This is a genomic window from Saccharomonospora piscinae (assembly GCF_005862235.1).
GTDB lineage: Bacteria > Actinomycetota > Actinomycetes > Mycobacteriales > Pseudonocardiaceae > Saccharomonospora > Saccharomonospora piscinae.
Genome location: NZ_VCEK01000001.1, coordinates 1,009,789 through 1,027,062, shown reverse-complemented (window position 1 = coordinate 1,027,062; position 17,274 = coordinate 1,009,789). Strand labels below are relative to the sequence as shown.

General features: G+C 71.4%; 16 protein-coding genes. 8 read left to right on the top strand and 8 right to left on the bottom strand.

Annotated features, from left to right (window positions below; genetic code table 11):
• The first annotated feature begins 86 nt into the window (after nucleotides 1-86).
• On the top strand, nucleotides 87-644 hold the full coding sequence (locus FFT09_RS04955) for an MYXO-CTERM sorting domain-containing protein (RefSeq protein WP_138381939.1): 558 nt from the start codon (nucleotides 87-89) through the stop codon (nucleotides 642-644).
• On the opposite strand, the gene FFT09_RS04950 is transcribed toward FFT09_RS04955, so the two are convergent.
• Nucleotides 638-1,843 (bottom strand): APC family permease, encoded by a 1,206-nt coding sequence (locus FFT09_RS04950; protein ID WP_208544368.1) that lies wholly within the window; start codon nucleotides 1,841-1,843, stop codon nucleotides 638-640. The genes FFT09_RS04955 and FFT09_RS04950 overlap by 7 nt on opposite strands.
• A 104-nt stretch (nucleotides 1,844-1,947) precedes the next feature.
• Here FFT09_RS04950 and FFT09_RS04945 point away from each other — a divergent pair, with 104 nt between their 5' ends.
• Together FFT09_RS04945 and FFT09_RS04940 are read left to right on the top strand one after the other, a co-directional pair.
• Nucleotides 1,948-2,409: a hypothetical protein gene (locus tag FFT09_RS04945; protein WP_024874569.1), complete on the top strand. Its 462-nt coding sequence runs from the start codon at nucleotides 1,948-1,950 to the stop codon at nucleotides 2,407-2,409.
• A 200-nt stretch (nucleotides 2,410-2,609) separates the two neighbouring features.
• Complete coding sequence (locus FFT09_RS04940; protein ID WP_138381937.1) at nucleotides 2,610-3,830, top strand: MFS transporter; 1,221 nt, start codon at nucleotides 2,610-2,612, stop codon at nucleotides 3,828-3,830.
• A gap of 195 nt (nucleotides 3,831-4,025) precedes the next feature.
• On the opposite strand, the gene FFT09_RS04935 is transcribed toward FFT09_RS04940, so the two are convergent.
• From FFT09_RS04935 to FFT09_RS04920, 4 genes are all read right to left on the bottom strand, one after another.
• A complete protein-coding gene (locus FFT09_RS04935; RefSeq protein ID WP_138381936.1) occupies nucleotides 4,026-5,732 on the bottom strand; it encodes a fumarate hydratase in 1,707 nt (568 codons plus the stop codon).
• A gap of 387 nt (nucleotides 5,733-6,119) precedes the next feature.
• The gene (locus FFT09_RS04930; RefSeq protein WP_081190916.1) at nucleotides 6,120-7,148 is read right to left on the bottom strand and encodes a sigma-70 family RNA polymerase sigma factor; all 1,029 of its coding nucleotides are present in this window, start codon (nucleotides 7,146-7,148) and stop codon (nucleotides 6,120-6,122) included.
• Between the two features lie 228 nt (nucleotides 7,149-7,376).
• The gene (gene dtd / locus FFT09_RS04925; protein ID WP_138381935.1) at nucleotides 7,377-7,802 is read right to left on the bottom strand and encodes a D-aminoacyl-tRNA deacylase; all 426 of its coding nucleotides are present in this window, start codon (nucleotides 7,800-7,802) and stop codon (nucleotides 7,377-7,379) included.
• Nucleotides 7,799-9,292 (bottom strand): N5-glutamine methyltransferase family protein, encoded by a 1,494-nt coding sequence (locus tag FFT09_RS04920; RefSeq protein WP_138381934.1) that lies wholly within the window; start codon nucleotides 9,290-9,292, stop codon nucleotides 7,799-7,801. The genes dtd and FFT09_RS04920 overlap by 4 nt, the downstream gene beginning before the upstream one ends.
• 80 nt (nucleotides 9,293-9,372) lie before the next feature.
• On the opposite strand from FFT09_RS04920, the gene FFT09_RS04915 reads away from it, so the two are divergent.
• Entirely contained in the window at nucleotides 9,373-9,750 is a 378-nt protein-coding gene (locus tag FFT09_RS04915) for a DUF3099 domain-containing protein (RefSeq protein WP_081190913.1), read from the top strand.
• A gap of 23 nt (nucleotides 9,751-9,773) precedes the next feature.
• Here the strand turns inward: FFT09_RS04915 and FFT09_RS04910 are convergent, their stop codons facing one another.
• Nucleotides 9,774-10,640, bottom strand: coding sequence for a carbohydrate kinase family protein (locus FFT09_RS04910; protein WP_138381933.1), 867 nt, complete (start codon nucleotides 10,638-10,640; stop codon nucleotides 9,774-9,776).
• Entirely contained in the window at nucleotides 10,637-11,623 is a 987-nt protein-coding gene (locus tag FFT09_RS04905; protein ID WP_138381932.1) for a pseudouridine-5'-phosphate glycosidase, read from the bottom strand. The genes FFT09_RS04910 and FFT09_RS04905 overlap by 4 nt, the downstream gene beginning before the upstream one ends.
• 8 nt (nucleotides 11,624-11,631) lie before the next feature.
• On the opposite strand from FFT09_RS04905, the gene FFT09_RS04900 reads away from it, so the two are divergent.
• Entirely contained in the window at nucleotides 11,632-11,889 is a 258-nt protein-coding gene (locus FFT09_RS04900; RefSeq protein WP_176218226.1) for a DUF3039 domain-containing protein, read from the top strand.
• A gap of 65 nt (nucleotides 11,890-11,954) precedes the next feature.
• Here the strand turns inward: FFT09_RS04900 and FFT09_RS04895 are convergent, their stop codons facing one another.
• A complete protein-coding gene (locus tag FFT09_RS04895; protein ID WP_138381931.1) occupies nucleotides 11,955-13,226 on the bottom strand; it encodes a YihY/virulence factor BrkB family protein in 1,272 nt (423 codons plus the stop codon).
• Between the two features lie 170 nt (nucleotides 13,227-13,396).
• Here FFT09_RS04895 and FFT09_RS04890 point away from each other — a divergent pair, with 170 nt between their 5' ends.
• From FFT09_RS04890 to FFT09_RS04880, 3 genes are all read left to right on the top strand, one after another.
• The gene (locus FFT09_RS04890; RefSeq protein ID WP_024874558.1) at nucleotides 13,397-15,169 is read left to right on the top strand and encodes a DEAD/DEAH box helicase; all 1,773 of its coding nucleotides are present in this window, start codon (nucleotides 13,397-13,399) and stop codon (nucleotides 15,167-15,169) included.
• A gap of 153 nt (nucleotides 15,170-15,322) precedes the next feature.
• Entirely contained in the window at nucleotides 15,323-16,459 is a 1,137-nt protein-coding gene (locus tag FFT09_RS04885) for a sugar ABC transporter substrate-binding protein (protein WP_081190910.1), read from the top strand.
• A gap of 8 nt (nucleotides 16,460-16,467) precedes the next feature.
• Nucleotides 16,468-17,274, top strand: coding sequence for an ATP-binding cassette domain-containing protein (locus tag FFT09_RS04880; RefSeq protein WP_024874556.1), 807 nt, complete (start codon nucleotides 16,468-16,470; stop codon nucleotides 17,272-17,274).

The following is a 17,274-nucleotide window of genomic DNA, read 5'->3' as shown; positions in this document are numbered from 1 at the left end:
TGACGTCGGGTCCCGAACGGGTGGTCCTGTTGCTGAAGGCCGCCGTGGGTGGGTAGGAATCTCGTGACCCGATGTGGAGGGAAGCTATGCCCAGAGTGACCGGCGGCCGGATGGCGGCGGCGGTGTGTGTCCTGGCCCCGCTGCTGACGGCCGCGCAGAGCGCGGGCGGCGACAGCCCGGCCCCGTGGGGACTGCTGGGCCTGCTGGGCCTGGTGGGGCTGGCCGGACAGCTCCGCGTGCGTCGCCGCAGGCGGGTCGTGGCCGACCCGTTCGACGCCTATCCGGTGATGCGTGGCACCTCGGCCCAGGACGCCGTCACCCCACCGCACGGCATCAGTGGCGTCGCCAACCCGGTCCGGCCCGCGCACTCGGCCGCCGTGGCCCCGGTGATCCCGGCGCAGAGCCGGAGTGAACAGCAGCACTCCGGGCCGTGGCCCGCGCCGGCCGGGCCCCGGCCGGAGGTGGCGCCGGGGCCGGTGCCCACGGTCGCGGGGCCGTCGACCAACCCGGACGGCAGCATTCGCCTGGCGCCCGCGCCACCCCTGCACGCGCGGCGGCTGACCGAGCCGAACCTCGACATCTCCGGCACGCCGGGCGGGCCCGGCGCCGCCGAACCTCGGTGGCCGCAGCGCGACTACTACTGAGCAGGCCCGCGCCCGGCGCGGCGTGACCACGCGGCCCGGCCGCCGTAGAGCAGCGCGCCCGTGGCCAGGACCACGAGACCGGCCACGACCGAGGTCGCCGGCAGCGTCGCCGCCAGCACCAGGCAGCTTAGGACCCCGGCGGCGGGCACGAGGCGTCCGGCGCGCAACGTCCACGCGCTCGCACCCGCCACGGCGTAGTAGCCCAGCACCGCGAACGACGAGAACCCGATCACCTCGCGCAGGTCGGCGGTGGCCGCCGCCACGGCCACGACCGCGCCCACGGCCAGCTCCGCGTGGTGGGGCACGCGGTGCCTCGGGTGGACGGCGGCCAGCGTCCGCGGCAGATGCCCGTCGCGCGCCATCGCGAGCACCGTCCGGGACACCCCGAGCAGCAGCGCGAGCAGCGCCCCGAGGGCCGCCACCACCGCACCGGCCCGCACCACGGGAGCGAGCCCGGCCCACGACGTCGTGGAGACGGCATACGCCAGCGGGTCGGGGTTCGCCGCCAGCCCCGCGGGGCCGAGCTGCGTCAGGGCCGCCGCCGCCACGACGACGTACACGGCGAGCACGAGCGCGAGCGCGACGCCGATCGCTCGCGGGATCGTGCGGACGGGATCGCGGACCTCCTCGCCGAGGGTCGCGACCCGCGCGTATCCGGCGAAGGCGAAGAACAGCAGCCCGGCCGCCTCGGCGACACCGAGGACGTCGGCGTCCCCACCGGGCAGCAGCCGGTCCCTCTCCGGCGTTCCACCCACCGCCACCGCGGCCACCACGAGTGCCAGCACCACGAGGCTCAGCGCCACGAGCACCCGGGTGGCCAGCGCCGAGCGGCGCACACCGACGTAGTTGAGCCCCGTCAGCGTCACCACGACGGCCGCCGCCACCACGCCGCGCCAGGGCGAGGAGAGCCCGGGCACCGCGTAGGTCACCACGGTGAGCGCCATCGCCGCGCAGCTCGCCGTCTTGCCGACGACGAAGCCCCAGCCCGCGAGGTAGCCCCAGAACGGGCCGAGTCGCCGCGTACCGTACACGTACGTCCCGCCCGAGTCGGGATAGCGGGCCGCGAGCCGGGCCGAGGACGTCGCGTTGCAGTAGGCCACGAAGGCGGCCAGCGCGAGCGCGAGCAGGAGCGCCGAGCCCGCCGCCTCGGCCGCCGGGGAGAACGCGGTGAACACGCCCGCGCCGATCATCGCGCCCATACCGATCACCACGGCGTCGCGGGTGCCGAGAGTGCGGGCCAGCGGGGATCGAGGTGCCGTCACGAGATGCAACCTAACCCGGGGCGGGTTACGTCCACCCGGACATGAGGTGGATACGAGGGATCATCGCCGCGACCGCCCTGCTGGCGGCGACGGCGTGTGGAGAGCAGACGACCGCGCAGAACCAGCCGGGGGCGGGGGCGGAACCGCCACCCGCGTCCCAGGAGCTGTCCCGTGCTCCCGAGGACGTCCCCCACGACGGCCCCGTGCCGATGGGCCAGATCGACTCCGCCGCGCTGCCGGAGGGATATCCGCTCGACGTGGCGGTGTCCGAACAGGGGCGCACGCTCACCATCGTCGCGCAGGAGGGTGGCTGCACGAAGGCCAGCGCGACAGTGGAGGAGCAGACCGAGAGGAAGGTCGCGATCACTCTGGTGGAGTCCAAGCCGGCCGACAAGAACGTGGCCTGCACGATGGACATGCGCTACCCGCCGCTCACCGTGGAGCTGGAGGAGCCGCTGTCCGACCGCAAGGTGGTGCTCGACCACGAGACGAGCACGCACTGACCGCGCCACGGGTGTCCGGTGGGAACGCGCCCACCGGACACCCGCGTGCGTCATCGAACACCGACTGTGCTTCACGGCCTGGCGCAGACGGCAAGGACCCAGCTGTTGACGCGCGCAGGCACCAGGCTGCTCAGCATCACAGCGCACGACTTTCTTGATCTCCGCCCGCGCACGCGAGAACATCGGCACACTGTGCCCCTATGGAGACGCAGGGTGTCACCTACCGGTCACTATTCGCGGTCGCGGAATTTCGCTGGTTGTGGCTGGCGCACGCGCTTTCCGTGGCCGGAAACCAGCTGGCCCGCGTCGCCTTGACCGTTCTGGTCTTCGACCGCACTGCCTCAGCAGGACTGAGCGCGCTGACCTACGCCGTCAGCTACGTACCTGACCTGATCGGCGGGGCCTTCCTGTCCGGGCTCGCTGACCGGTACTCCCGACGCACGGTCATGGTCGTCACCGACCTACTCCGCGCGGGCCTCGTTGCCGCCATGTCTATCCCGGGTATGCCGTTGGGCGTACAGATCACTTTGCTCGTCGGCGTGCAGTTGGTGGCTGTGCCATTCTCAGCCGCGCGGCAGGCCGCGATGCCCAGCGTTCTGCACAGCGACGCACTCGCACTGGGCCTGGGGGTCATGTCGATGACCTACCAAACCGCCCTGGTCATCGGATTCGGAGTCGGCGCCAGCGTCGTGGCCGCTCTCGGCTACCACGACGCACTCTTGATCAACGCAGCGACGTTCGCCGTCTCAGCGTTGGTCATCAGGTGTGGCATGGCCCCACACCAACCCGCACGCCGCGCGACCGCACACCGCGACGGCCGGTGGCACACCATCACTGCAGGGTGGCGCATTGTCGCGAGCGACCCCAAGCTGCGGATACTCCTGCTGATCGCCTGCCTCTCCGGGTTCTATGTGGTCCCCGAAGGTCTCGCCGTGCCGATGTCAGAGGAGATCGGCGCCGGAACGACCGGAGCCGGATGGCTGCTGGCGGCCAACCCCATCGGCACCGTGCTGGGCATGTTGGCGCTCAAGCGAATACGCCCCGAGCGCCAACTCGCCCTCCTGGGGCCGATGGCGCTTGCCACCAGCCTCATGCTCATACCGACCGTGTGGCAACCACATCTCATCGTGCTGGTCTTGCTGTGGGCTGCCAGCGGCGCCTTCAGCGCACACGACATGATCACCCAGGCGACCTATGTCAAGACCGTGCCCGACAGCCACCGCGGTCAAGCTGTCGGACTCGCGATCGCATCCCTGCGCGCAGCCCAAGGGCTGGGCATCATCGCCGCCGGTCTGGCCGCACAGGTCCTGCCACCGACCTGGGTGATTGGCATCGCCGCGGCACTTGGCGTCGCGATCGCCGCAGCCGCATGGGCCGCGTGGTCACGTGTGGCAGCACCGTCTGCCAACTCCACCCAATGAGTACGCACTCAGAGAGTCCAGTTGTTGTCGCGCATGGCGGGATTCACCTCCGCATCGCTGTGTGGCTCGTCCCGGGAGGGACATCGTCTTGTTTTACGCTATGACGTTCGCCCGCTCGGGTGTAGTGGCCGTTACTGAGACCAGCGAAGCCACGGGTGTCCGGTGGGAACGCGCCCACCGGACACCCGCGTGCGTCTACTGCCGGAACGAGATCTGCAGCACCGGTTCCGAGGTGTCGGCGAAGAAGTCGTTGCCCTTGTCGTCGATCACGACGAACGCGGGGAAGTTCTCGACCTCGATGCGCCACACCGCTTCCATCCCCAGCTCGGGGTACTCCAGGACCTCGACCTTCCTGATGCAGTCCTGGGCGAGCCTCGCGGCGGGGCCGCCGATGGATCCGAGATAGAACCCGCCGTGGGCACGGCACGACTCGGTGACCTTCGCCGAGCGGTTGCCCTTGGCGAGCATCACCATCGACCCGCCCTCGGCCTGGAACTGGGCCACGTAGGAGTCCATGCGCCCCGCCGTGGTCGGGCCGAACGAACCGGAGGCGTAGCCGTCGGGGGTCTTGGCGGGTCCCGCGTAGTAGACGGGGTGATCCCGCAGGTACCGCGGCATCTCCTCGCCGGCCTCCAGCCGTTCCGCGATCTTGGCGTGGGCGATGTCGCGAGCCACGACCAGCGGTCCTGTCAGGCTCAGCCGCGTCTTCACCGGCAGGCTCGACAGCTGTTCGCGGATCTGCGACATCGGCCTGGTGAGGTCGACCTCGACGACCTCCTCCGACAGCTCGTCGGCGGTGACCTCGGGCAGGAACCGCGCGGGGTCGCGCTCCAACTGCTCCAGGAACACGCCCTCCGGGGTGATTTTGGCTTTGGCCTGCCGGTCGGCCGAGCACGACACCGCGATGCCGACCGGGCACGACGCTCCGTGGCGGGGCAGGCGGATCACCCGCACGTCGTGGCAGAAGTACTTGCCACCGAACTGCGCGCCGATGCCGAACTGCCGGGTCATCTCCAGCACCTGCTGCTCCAGCTCGACGTCACGGAAGCCGTGGCCGAGTTCCGAGCCCTCGCGGGGCAGCTCGTCCAGGTACCGGGCGGACGCCAGCTTGGCCACCTTGAGGTTGTACTCGGCCGACATGCCGCCGACGACGATCGCCAGGTGGTACGGCGGGCAGGCCGCCGTGCCGAGGCCGCGCAGCTTCTCGTCGAGGAAGCGCGCGAGCCGCTTCGGATTCAGCACGGCCTTCGTTTCCTGGTACAGGAACGTCTTGTTGGCGCTGCCGCCGCCCTTGGCCATGAACAGGAACTCGTAGCTCGGGTCGCCCTCGGTGCCGGAGTCCTTGTGGTACAGCTCGACCTGCGCGGGCAGGTTGGTGCCCGTGTTGCGTTCCTCCCAGAACGACACCGGGGCGAGCTGCGAGTACCGCAGGTTCAGCTCCTGGTAGGCGTCGAACACGCCCTTCGACAGGGCCCGCTCGTCGTCGCCCCCGGTGAGCACGCCCTCGGTGCGCTTGCCGATGACGATGGCCGTGCCGGTGTCCTGGCACATCGGCAGCACACCGCCTGCCGAGATCGCGGCGTTGCGCAGGAGGTCCATGGCCACGAAGCGGTCGTTACCGCTGGCCTCGGGGTCGTCGACGATGGACCGCAGTTGCTCCAGGTGTGACGAGCGCAGCAGGTGCTGGATGTCGGTGACGGCGGTGCGCGCCAGCAGCGTCAGCGCCTCGGGATCGACCTGGAGGAACGTCCTGCCCGCGGCCTCGACGACCCGCACGCCGTCGGCTGTCACGAGGCGGTACTCGGTACTGGTGTCCTGCCTCAGGGGCAGCACGTCGGTGTGGTGGAAGTCGCGGGTGGTGCGGGCGGGGGACGACCCCGGCCCTGGAGAGGTCACAGTCACAGCTCGGGCTCCGTTGCGCGTCATCAGGGCTGATCACAGGGACTGGCGAAACAACGCCCCGGACCGTATCGCGCATGCTCGTCACGCAGGGCGAGCCCACGCCGCCGCGCGACGCAGATCACCACGGGCGGAAGGTCGGACCCACCGTGGCGGGCCCGACCTTCCGGGCAGGCGACCGGTCGAACCGGTCGCGAGGACCGCACCCCCGCGGGGCCCGCTCGTTCTCCCTGGGACCGGGCGGCGGAGACCACGGAGCCCGGAGACGGAAAACGGTCGAGACCGCGTGAGCGATCTCGACCGTCTCGTGTTCCGCGCCGCACGTCAACGCGACGTCCGGGTGATGTGTGGCCCCCGCCCCGCTACCGCGAGCAGAAGCGGTGGCCCTGCTCAGCTGGCATAGGCGCGCAGGCGATCCGCGCGCTCGCCGTGCCGCAGTTTCGACATGACTTCCCGCTCGATCTGCCGCACCCGCTCGCGCGACAGGCTGAAGTGCTTGCCGATCTGGTCGAGCGTCCTCGGCTGCCCGTCGTCGAGGCCGTAGCGGAGCCGGATCACCTGCTGCTCGCGGTCGTCGAGCGTGGCGAGCACCCGGCGCAGATCGTCCTGCAGGAGGGTGGAGATCACCGTGGATTCGGCGTCGGTCGCCTCCGAGTCCTCGATGAAGTCGCCCAGCGGGGCGTCCTCCTCGGTGCCCACCGGCATGTCCAGGCTCACCGGGTCGCGAGCGTGGTCGAGCAGGTTCGAGACCTTGTGCGCGGCGATACCGGACTCTGCGGCCAGTTCCTCGTTGGTGGCCTCGCGGCCGAGCCGCTGGTGCAGGTCGCGCTTGATACGCGCGAGCTTGTTGACCTGCTCGACGAGGTGGACGGGCAGGCGGATGGTGCGCCCCTGATCGGCCATCCCCCGGGTGATGGCCTGGCGGATCCACCAGGTGGCGTAGGTGGAGAACTTGAAGCCCTTGGTGTAGTCGAACTTCTCCACCGCGCGGATGAGCCCCAGGTTGCCCTCCTGGATCAGGTCCAGCAGCGGCATTCCCCGCCCCGTGTAGCGCTTGGCCAGCGACACGACGAGACGCAGGTTCGCCTGGAGCAGGTGGGTCTTGGCGCGGTCCCCGTCGCGCACGACCGCCGCCAGCTCCGCCCTGCGCTGGCGGGACAACTCGCCCGCCGAGTCGAGCATGTGCTGGGCGAACACGCCGGCCTCGATGCGCTTGGCGAGGTCGACCTCCTCCCCGGCGGTCAGCAACGCCGTCTTGCCGATCCCGTTGAGGTACACACGCACCAGGTCCGCGGCGGGGCCCTGGGCGTCGAGGTCGGGCTCCTCGACGGCCACCGGCATCACCACGTCATCGGCTGGCGCGGGAATGCTCCGTTCGCGAATCCCGCGAGCCTCACGTTCCAGTGTCTGGACGGACATCTTGCCTCCCCGGTCAACGGGCTGACGTGTCGTGCTTCGCTCACGCCTGCTTCTGCCACGCACGACGAGCCTGTGGAACCCGCCCCGCGTGCCCAGCGCCACGGCTGGACATTGGGGTCAACGTCGGGGTAAGGCGAATCGTTCCCGGAGATGACTCCGTGTTGACTGACTCACGCAGGGCATCCACGGAGCGTGCTCGTGCGTGTCACCGAGTTGGCCGCCGGCGTGCTACACCTCGACGAGCACGGTGAACGGTCCGTCGTTGACGCTGTGCACCGACATCATGGCGCCGAATCGGCCGGTCGCCACGGTGGCGCCCCGCTCCCGCAGCGCGCTCACCACGGCGTCGACGAGCGGTTCGGCGTGCTCGGGCCGGGCCGCGGACGTCCAGGAGGGGCGCCGTCCCTTGCGCGTGTCCCCGTAGAGGGTGAACTGGCTGACGACCAGCAGGGGCGCTTCCGTGCTCGCGCACGACTCCTCGTCGCGCAGCACGCGCAGCTCGTGCAGTTTGCGAGCCATCGTCGCGCACTGCTGTTCGGAGTCGTCGGCGTGGACCCCGAGCAACACGAGTAGTCCGGGCCGTTCCAGCGCCCCGACGAGGTCGCCGTCCACCGTGACGGCGGCCTCGGTGACCCGCGAGACCACCGCCCTCATCGGCACACCTCCAGCATCCCGTGCCGCACCAGTTCGGCGACCAGTGGCCGCGCCGCATCGCGCAGCGTCGCGGCGTCCTCGCCGTGCGCCGCGGCCAGCAGCTCCAGCAGGTCGGCCATCGGCAGCGCGCCCCGGCAGCCCGCGAGCAGCGTGGCGGTGAGCTCGTCCAGTTCGTGCGTCCAGCCTGGCCCGTCGCCGCGGTGCAGCCGGCGCACCGTCGTGGTCCAGCCGTCGTCGCCCGGCGCGTCGACCCGCTCCAGCGCGACGGTGTCCGGCACCCGGTAGGTCGCGTCGAGCAGGTCGTCGGCGTGGTGGCGCAGCCAGGCCACGCGATCCAGCCAGGCCGCCGCCTCCTCGCCGAGCGGATCGTCGTAGGCGTGCCGCAGGTCCTCGCACACCACGGTGGGCGCCTCGTCCGTGCGGCGCAGCGTGACGAAGCCGAACCCGACGCCCTCCACGTCGTGTTCGGCGAACCAGTCCAGCCACGCGCCGGACTTGGCCCTGCCCTCGGCGGAGCGGGGATCGATCCCGGCGTCGCGAAGCCACGTCCCCACGTACAGCGCGGGGTCGGCGATGTCGCGCTGCACGAACCAGGCATCGGTGCCCGCGGGCAGCCACCGGCCCACCCGGTCGGCCCAGTCCTCGCCGCGGACGTGCAGCCACGAGGCGAGCAGGTGCCCGGTGCCACCGTCGGTGAGAAAGCCCGGAAGCTGGCGCACGAGCAGGGCGCTGGCGTCGTCCCCCGCGAGACCCGAGTCGCGGTACACGTAGTCCACCCTCGGCGGGCCGACCACGAACGGCGGGTTGCAGACGATCCGGTCGAATCGGCGCCGCGCCACGGGCGCGAACCACTCGCCCCGCAGCAGCTCCACGTCCAGCTCGTTCAGCGCGAACGTCGCCTCGGCCAGTCGCAGCGCCCGCGCGGACGTGTCGGTCGCGGTGATCTTCCCGGCGTGCCTGCCCGCGTGCAGCGCCTGGACGCCGTTGCCGGTGCCGAGATCGAGCACGCTGCCGACCGGACGGCGGCTGGTGGCGCGCACCAGGCTCAGCGAGGCGTGCCCGACCCCGAGCACGTGGTCCGGCGAAACCGGCCCGCCCGCCTGGTCGGGGTCGAGGTCCGAGACCACCCACCAGCTCGTGTCCTCGTCACCGTGCGGGCGCACGTCGAAACCGGCGCGCAGTCCGTCGCCGTCACCCGGCCGAACGAGCCCGGTGCCGAGCGCGTCGTCGAGCGCCAGCGGATCCAGCGCCGTGCGCACCGCGTCGGTGGGCTCGGTGTCGCCCAGCAGGAAGAGCCGGATCAGCACGCCCAGCGCACCGGCGTCGCGACTGGCCCGGCGTGCGGGCTCCGGCTCGCCGCGACCCAGCGCGGCGTGGGCCTGCGCGCCCAGGACGCCGACCACGCCGTCGGCGTCGTAGCGGGCGGCCCGGAAGGCGTCCCGCAACCGGGCGCAGACCTCGGACGAGAACTGGGGGAGGGTATCGCTCACGGTCGTTATCGTCGCACGGCCCGCATCGGCGTGTTCTCGGCGCGACGCCCGGCTGTCAGCATCGGCCGCCCGGTGGGAGCATGGAGCGTGGAGGTGAAGCGGTGAACGAGCACGACAGGCACGCTGCTCCGGTGCTGATCACCGAGGCTGCGCCCTCCTACGAGGACGAGCAGGCCGCGCGGCGGCGCAAGTACATCCTCATGATGGGCATGCGGTTCCCCTGCCTGGTGCTGGCGGGGGTCTTCCACCAGATCTGGTGGCTGGCGCTGGCGTTGCTGGTGCTGTCGATCCCGTTGCCGTGGGTCGCGGTGCTCATCGCGAACGACCGCCCGCCCCGCAAGTCCGAGTCCGTGAGCCGGTACCGGCGGCGGGCCCCGTCGCTGGAGGACGGGCAGCACCGCGTGATCGACTCGTCCGACCCGGAGCCCGGCTCCGGCTCCGGCTCCGGCCGGAACTGAACGCGCCGTGCGGGCGCCCGGTCTCACGGCTGGGCGCCCACCTTCCCGACGGCGTGCGCGCCCAGCACGGCGCCGTGCCGCAATGTCTCCCGCGGCGACTCGCCCGCGAGCCACGCGGTGAGCACTCCGGCGTCGAAGGCGTCCCCGGCTCCCGTGCTGTCCACGCACGGAGCGTCCTCGGCCTTCGCGGTCACGATGCCGTGGCCGTCCACCCACGCGGCGCCGTCGAGGCCGAACGTGACCGCCACCGCGCCGACCGTGCCGAGCAGTGAGCGGGCGGCCCCGGGCTCAGCGGACCCGGTGAGCGCGCGCAGCTCGTCCGCGTTCGGCAGCAGCAGGTCGACACCCCGCACGTCCGCCAGGAAAGCCCGGGGATCGTGCAGGAGCGCGGCGGCCTGCGGGTCGACCGACGTCGTCATACCCCGCTGCCGGGCCAGGGCCAGCGCCGCGAGACCCCCCTCGCGCGACGACGGGTCCAGCAGGACGTAGCCGGACAGGTGCAGGTGCCGCGCGTCCGCGAGTGCCTCGTCGGTCACGTCGGCCGGCCGGAACCGCTTGTTCGCGCCCCGGTCGGGCAACATGGTGCGCTGCCCGTCGCCGTCGACGAGCACCACGACACAGCAGGTCGCCGTGTCCTCGTCGAGGGCGAAGGCGCAGCGCACTCCCGCGGTCTCCAGTTCGCCGCGCAGCAGGCGCCCGCCCGCGTCGTCGCCGACCCGCGCCACCAGCGTCGTCTCGGTTCCCCTCTCACGCAGCCACAGCGCCGTGTTCGCCCCGGCACCGCCACCGGTGACGGTGACCGCCGCGCGCGCGTCGCCGCCGTAGACGATCGGCTCGTCGTGCCGGGCCACGATGTCGAGGCCCACGTCACCCACGACCGCGACCCTCATCGGGTGCGTTCCGCGAGCGTCGTGAGTTCGCCTGCCACCTGTCCCGCGAGGGCCGCGTTGGCCACCACCAGCGCCTCGTTGGCGTCGAGGCTCGCGCCGCCGCTCGCGGTGTGGAAGTGCTCCAGCAGGACCGGGGTCACGTCCGACCCGCTGACGCCGCGTTCCCGCAGCAGTTCGAGTCCCTCGGCCAGCAGGCGGTCGTGTACGGCGCGGTCGAGTTCGTGCTCACCCGGCACGGGGTTGGCCAGCAGCACCCCGGAATCCGAGAACCGCCGGTGGGCGGCGACCACGGCCGCCGCCCGCGCGGGGTCGTCGACGCGGTGCGGCACGCGATGGCCCGACGAGCGCAGGTAGAACGCCGGGAAGTCGTCGGTGCGGTAGCCGAGCACAGGGACCGACTGCGTCTCCAGCACCTCCAGGGTCGCGGCGATGTCGAGGATCGACTTCATCCCCGAGCACACCACCAGCACGCCCGTGCGCGCCAGCGTGGCGAGGTCGGCGGAGACGTCCCACGTCACCGACTCGCCCGGGACCGGGTGGTGAACGCCGCCCAGCCCGCCGGTCGCGAACACCGCGACACCGGCCGCGGCGGCCAGCGCGGCCGTGCTCGCCACGGTGGTGGCTCCGGAGCGGCCCAGCGCGACGGCAGCGCCGACGTCGCGCAGCGAGAGCTTGTCGAGCCCGGCGTCCGGGGCGCAGACCCGCTCCAGCTCGGCGTCGGTGAGGCCCACCCGTGCGGTTCCGTCGAGCACGGCGATCGTGGCGGGGACCGCCCCGGCGTCGCGGACCGTGCGTTCGAGGCGGCGTGCCACCGCCAGGTTGCGACCCGGCGGTAGCCCGTGGGACAGCAGGGTGCTCTCCAGCGCGACGACCGGCCGCCCGCCGGCGATCGCGTCGGCCACGTCGGCGGACAGCGTCAGGATGGGGCCGTGCTGTGTGTTCACGAGGGTGCATCCTCGCCCATCGAACTCGCGGCGCCGCATGGGGCATCATGGAGGGCGTGAGTACCACGACGCTGCCAGAAGTCGAGACCCGTCCGGAGAGCACCGAGACCACGGACGACGACGCGCCCAAGATGTTTCACTACGTGCAGAAGAACAAGATCGCCGAGAGCGCGGTCACGGGTTCGCACGTGGTGGCACTCTGCGGCGAGGTCTTCCCGGTCACGAAGTCACCGAAGCCGGGCTCGCCCGTGTGCCCCGACTGCAAGCGCATCTTCGAGGGCATGCCCCCCGGCGGCGGGGACTGAGCCAACCGCGTAGCGGCCCCGCGCTGCCGTGGTGGCCTTCGCGGCATACGCGCCGCGGCACCGGCTCAGTGCTGCTCGTGCCGGTGCGGTGTCTCCACCGGCCGCTCCGGGGGCGGCTCCGCCCCGGAGCCGGTGTGAGAGCCGGTGTCGGGCTCGGTGCTCGTGCTTGGCTCGGTGTCGGGCTCGGTGTCGGGCCCGGTGTCGGTGTCCGCGCCGGGCCCGGAACCGTCTCGGGGTGCGGCGGCGGGACCGTCGTCGGCAGTGCTCTCGGATCGCTTCGGCCTGCGCAGCGGCTGGGTGGTGCGCTGCCACAGCGTCGCGCGCTCTCCCGCCGCGGCCTCCTCCCGCATGCGCTCGGTGACCCGCTCCATCTCCAGCCGCCGCCACTTCCGGCGTTGCCTGCGCGTCATCTTCGCGGGCCACAGTTCCTGGATCGCGCTGTTGAAGTAGGCGCCCGCGACGATGGCCAGCCCGATGAAGAACGTGAACAGCAGGAACGCGATCGGGGTGGCCAGTGCGCCGTAGGTGTAGCCGGTGGTGGTGATCCAGCTGATGTAGAAGCGCAGCCCCACGCTGGACAGCAGGAAGATCACCATCGCGAGCACGGCGCCGGGAAGGCCCCGGTGCCAGGGCAGCTTGCGTGGCAGCGCCAGCTTGTACAGCGTGGCGAGCGCGACGACCAGCAGCACCGCGGCGGTGGGGAAGTAGAACACCCCGAGCCAGTGCGCGATCGTGGGCTGCCATTCGACGGGGAAGAACTCCGGCAGCAGGTCGGGCCCGATCGCGATGATCGGCAGCCCGATCACCAGCAGGACCAGGCTGGCCAGGTACAGCAACAGCGCGAAGATCCGCTGCCACACCTCGTTGCGCACGCCGTACTGGTCGTGCGCCACCGTGATGGCGTCCACGAACGACGACATCGCCGACGATCCCGCCCACAGCGAGATCAGGAATCCGACGGACACGATCTCGCCCTTGCCCGTGGTGAGGATGTCGTTGACCGTCGGCTCGATGATCTGGCCGACCACGCTGCGGCTGAAGATCGTCTCTGAAAACGAGATGATTTTGTCCTGCACCTGGCGGACGATGTTCTCGCCGAACCAGTCGCCGATGAATCCCAGACTGCCGAGCAGCCCCAGCAGCAGTGGCGGCAGCGACAGCGTCTGCCAGAACGCGGCCTCGGCCGATTCGGAGAAGATGTTGCCCGCCCACGCCTTGTTCAACGTGCGGCGCACCAGGAGCAAGGGACCTTTGCGCCTGGCCGGGGGCGAGGGCCGGCCTTCCCCCTCGCCGTCGCTGGTGCCGCCGTTTCGCGTGTGCATCGCGGGTTCAAGCATGGTCCATCCCGCGGTGATCGGCGCGGCCACCCCTGCGGCGTGTCCTTTCGGCGCCCAGCGGCGGGCTGCCAGGTAGGCTTGCCGGGGCACCCTCACCGACCCCGGCGCGGCAGCCGGCCACCCGTGGTGGGGGTTTTCGCATGTGCGTGTGTCGAGGAGCAGGAGCGTCGGTGTCGGAGACCGCCAGGGCCCGGGAAGGCGCGGACGGCCACGTCACAGCCGCACCCGAGTCCGCGCACGACGCGACGGCTCGGCCGCTGCGCGCGTGGCAGCGCCGCGCGCTGACGAAGTACCTCACCCGCAAGCCACGCGACTTCCTCGCCGTGGCGACGCCGGGTGCGGGCAAGACGGTGTTCGGCCTGCGGGTGGCGGCCGAGCTGCTGTCCGACCGGACCATCGAGGCCATCACGATCGTCACGCCGACCGAGCACCTCAAACACCAGTGGGCGGCCTCGGCCGAGCACGCCGGCATCGCGATCGACTCGAACTTCCGCAACACCACCGGCGTCACCTCGTCGGATTACCAGGGTGTCGCGCTGACCTACGCTCAGGTCGCGGCTCACCCGAACCTGCACCGGGTGCGTACCGAGAACCGCAGGACGCTGGTGATCCTCGACGAGATCCACCACGCCGGTGACGCGAAGTCGTGGGGTGACGCGGTCTCGGAGGCGTTCACCCCGGCCGTGCGGCGGCTGGCGCTGACCGGGACGCCGTTTCGCAGCGACGACACGCCGATCCCGTTCGTGACGTACGAGCCCGACACCGACGGGGCGCTGCGCAGCCGGGCCGACCACGCGTACAACTACGCGGACGCGCTGGCCGACGGCGTCGTGCGGCCCGTGGTCTTCCTCGCGTACTCGGGGGAGGCGTCGTGGCGCACCAGCGCGGGGGACGAGTTCTCGGCGCGGCTCGGTGAGCCGCTCACGGCCGAGCAGACGGCGAGGGCGTGGCGGACCGCGCTCGACCCCGGCGGTGAGTGGATTCCCGCCGTCTTCCAGGCGGCCGACACCCGGCTGACCCAGCTGCGCGCGGGCGGCATCCCCGACGCGGGCGGGCTGGTCATCGCCACCGACCAGGAGCAGGCCCGTGCCTACGCCAAGCTGCTGGCCGGCATCTCCGGGGAGGCGCCGGTCGTGGTGCTCTCGGACGACCCGAAGGCCACCCGGCGCATCGCCGAGTTCGGTGAGTCGCGCGACCGCTGGCTCGTGGCCGTGCGCATGGTGTCCGAGGGTGTCGACGTGCCGAGGCTCGCCGTCGGCGTGTACGCCACGAGCGCCTCGACCCCGCTGTTCTTCGCCCAGGCGATCGGCCGGTTCGTGCGGTCGCGGCGGCAGGGGGAGACGGCGAGCATCTTCCTGCCGAGCGTGCCGGTGCTGCTGGAGCTGGCGAGCGAGCTGGAGGCCGAGCGCGACCACGTCCTGGGCAAGCCGCACCGCGAGAAGGACGGCTGGGACGACGAGCTGATCGTCGCGGCCAACCGCACCGACGACGAGCGCGGCGAGGAGGAGAAGGCGTTCACCTCGCTGGGCGCCTCGGCCGAGCTCGACCAGGTGATCTACGACGGCAACTCGTTCGGCACGGCCGTGTTCTCGGGCAGCGAGGAGGAACAGGAGTACCTCGGCCTGCCCGGTCTGCTGGACGCCGAGCAGATGCGGGCACTGCTGCGCAAACGGCAGTCCGAGCAGCTCGCCGACGCCGAGCGGCGCAAACCGGCGAAGGCCGAGCGTGAACCCGAGGCCGCACCGAGGCCCGCGTCGGTCAACGAGCGCATCAAGTCGCTGCGCAAGGAACTGAACACCCTGGTGGGGCTGTACCACCACCGGACCCGCAAGCCGCACGGCGCGATCCACAACGACCTGCGGCGAATCTGTGGCGGGCCCCCGACCGCGATGGCGACGGTGGAACAGCTCGAGGAGCGTATCGCCACGCTGCGGTCCTGGTAGCTCGCGACTTCCGGTTCCGCGCCCCGCGCACCACATCACGGTTACGTCTCGAGGCAGGGTCCTGTATCGATACAGGTTTCCCTTCGCTGTGATCGGGCGCATATGTTGTCGCGCACAACATTTCCCCGTTCCCCGCCCGAAGAAGGTGTGACGATGCGACGACGCTTCCCACTCCGCGCCAGCGCAGCCGCGCTCGGTGCTCTGCTCATCCTGTCGGCCTGCGGTGCCAACGCCGGAGGGGGTTCCGGCGACTCCGACGACTCCGCCTCGGGGGCCGAGGGGGGCGACGGCGAGCTCGGCACGGTGGGCGTGATCCTGCCCGAGACGGCATCCTCCGCCCGCTGGGAGGGCTTCGACAAGCCGATGCTCGAGGAGGCGCTGCGGGCCGAGGGCTTCGAGCCCGACGTCCAGAACGCGCAGGGCGACGTGCAGAAGTTCTCGACCCTGGCCGACGGCATGATCGCCCAGGGCGTGTCGGTGCTCGTCATCGCCTCGATCAACAGCGAGGTCGGAGGCGCCGTCGCGAGCAAGGCGCAGGCCGCGGGCATCCCGACGATCGACTACGACCGGCTCAACCTCGGCGGCAGCTCCGAGTACTACGTGTCGTTCGACAACGTCCGCGTCGGCGAGTTGCAGGGCGAGGGCATGGCGCAGGCGCTCGAGGACGAGCCCGGCGCCCAGGTCATCGAGATCGAGGGCGCTCCCACCGACAACAACGCCACGCTGTTCCACGAGGGCCAGCGCAACGTCCTGCAGCCGCTCTACGACTCCGGGGACCTGGAACTCGTGCAGAGCCAGCCCATCGACGACTGGAACAACCAGGAGGGCGGTCAGGTGTTCGAGCAGATCCTGACCTCCAACGGTGGCGAGGTGGACGGCGTGGTCGCCGCCAACGACGGGCTCGCCCTCGCGGTCATCACGGTGCTGCGCAAGTACGGCCTCAACGGCACGGTGCCCGTCACCGGTCAGGACGCCACGGCCGAGGGGCTGCGCGCCATCCTGCGTGGCGACCAGTACATGACCGTGTTCAAGCCGGTCAAGGAGGAGGCCGAGGCCACGGCCAAGCTCGCCGCCGCGCTGGCCGAGGGTGACACGGCCGCCGCCGACGAGATCGCCGGAGACGTCAGCGAGGACCCGGAGGGCGACCGCGAGGTCGCGTCGGTCCTGCTGGAGCCGTACCTGATCACGAAGGACTCGGTGAAGCGGGTCGTGGACGAGGGCTACGTCTCCGCCGAGGACGTCTGCATCAAGGACGTCGCCGACGTCTGCTCCGAACTCGGGATCGGGTGAGGTCGGCCGTGACCGAACTCGTGAACGACGAGGGAACCGGCGCCGGTGACGCCGTGCTCGAACTGCGGAGCCTGAACAAGAGCTTCGGGCCCGTTCACGTCCTGCACGACGTGGACTTCCTCGTCAGGCCGGGCGAGGTCACGGCCCTCGTCGGCGACAACGGCGCGGGAAAGTCCACGCTGGTCAAGTGCATCGCCGGCATCCACGCCGCCGACTCGGGCAGCGTGCGCTACAAGGGCCGGGACGTCACCATCCGGACCCCCAAGGACGCGGCGGACCTCGGTATCGAGGTCGTGTACCAGGACCTGGCCCTCGCGGACAACCTCGACATCGTGCAGAACATGTTCCTCGGCAGGGAACGCGGCAGCGCCTGGCTGCTCGACGAGGCCGGGATGGAGGAGGCGGCGCGGCAGACCCTCGCCTCGCTGTCGGTGCGCACGGTGAAGTCCGTGCGCACCCCGGTCGCGGCGCTGTCCGGTGGGCAGCGCCAGACCGTCGCCATCGCCAAGTCGGTGCTGTGGGACAGCTCCGTGGTCCTGCTCGACGAACCGACCGCCGCGCTCGGCGTGGCCCAGACCCGGCAGGTCCTCGATCTCGTGCGCAGGCTCGCCGAACAGGGACTGGGCGTGGTGCTCATCAGCCACAACATGGCCGACGTGTTCGAGGTCGCCGACCGGATCGCCGTGCTCTACCTCGGTCGTCTCGTGTCCGAGGTCCGCACCAAGGACGTCACCCACGGGCAGGTGGTGGAGCTGATCACCGCGGGTCGCTCGGGCGACCTCGGTCTCGCCCGACCCGAGAACGCGGCCCTGTGA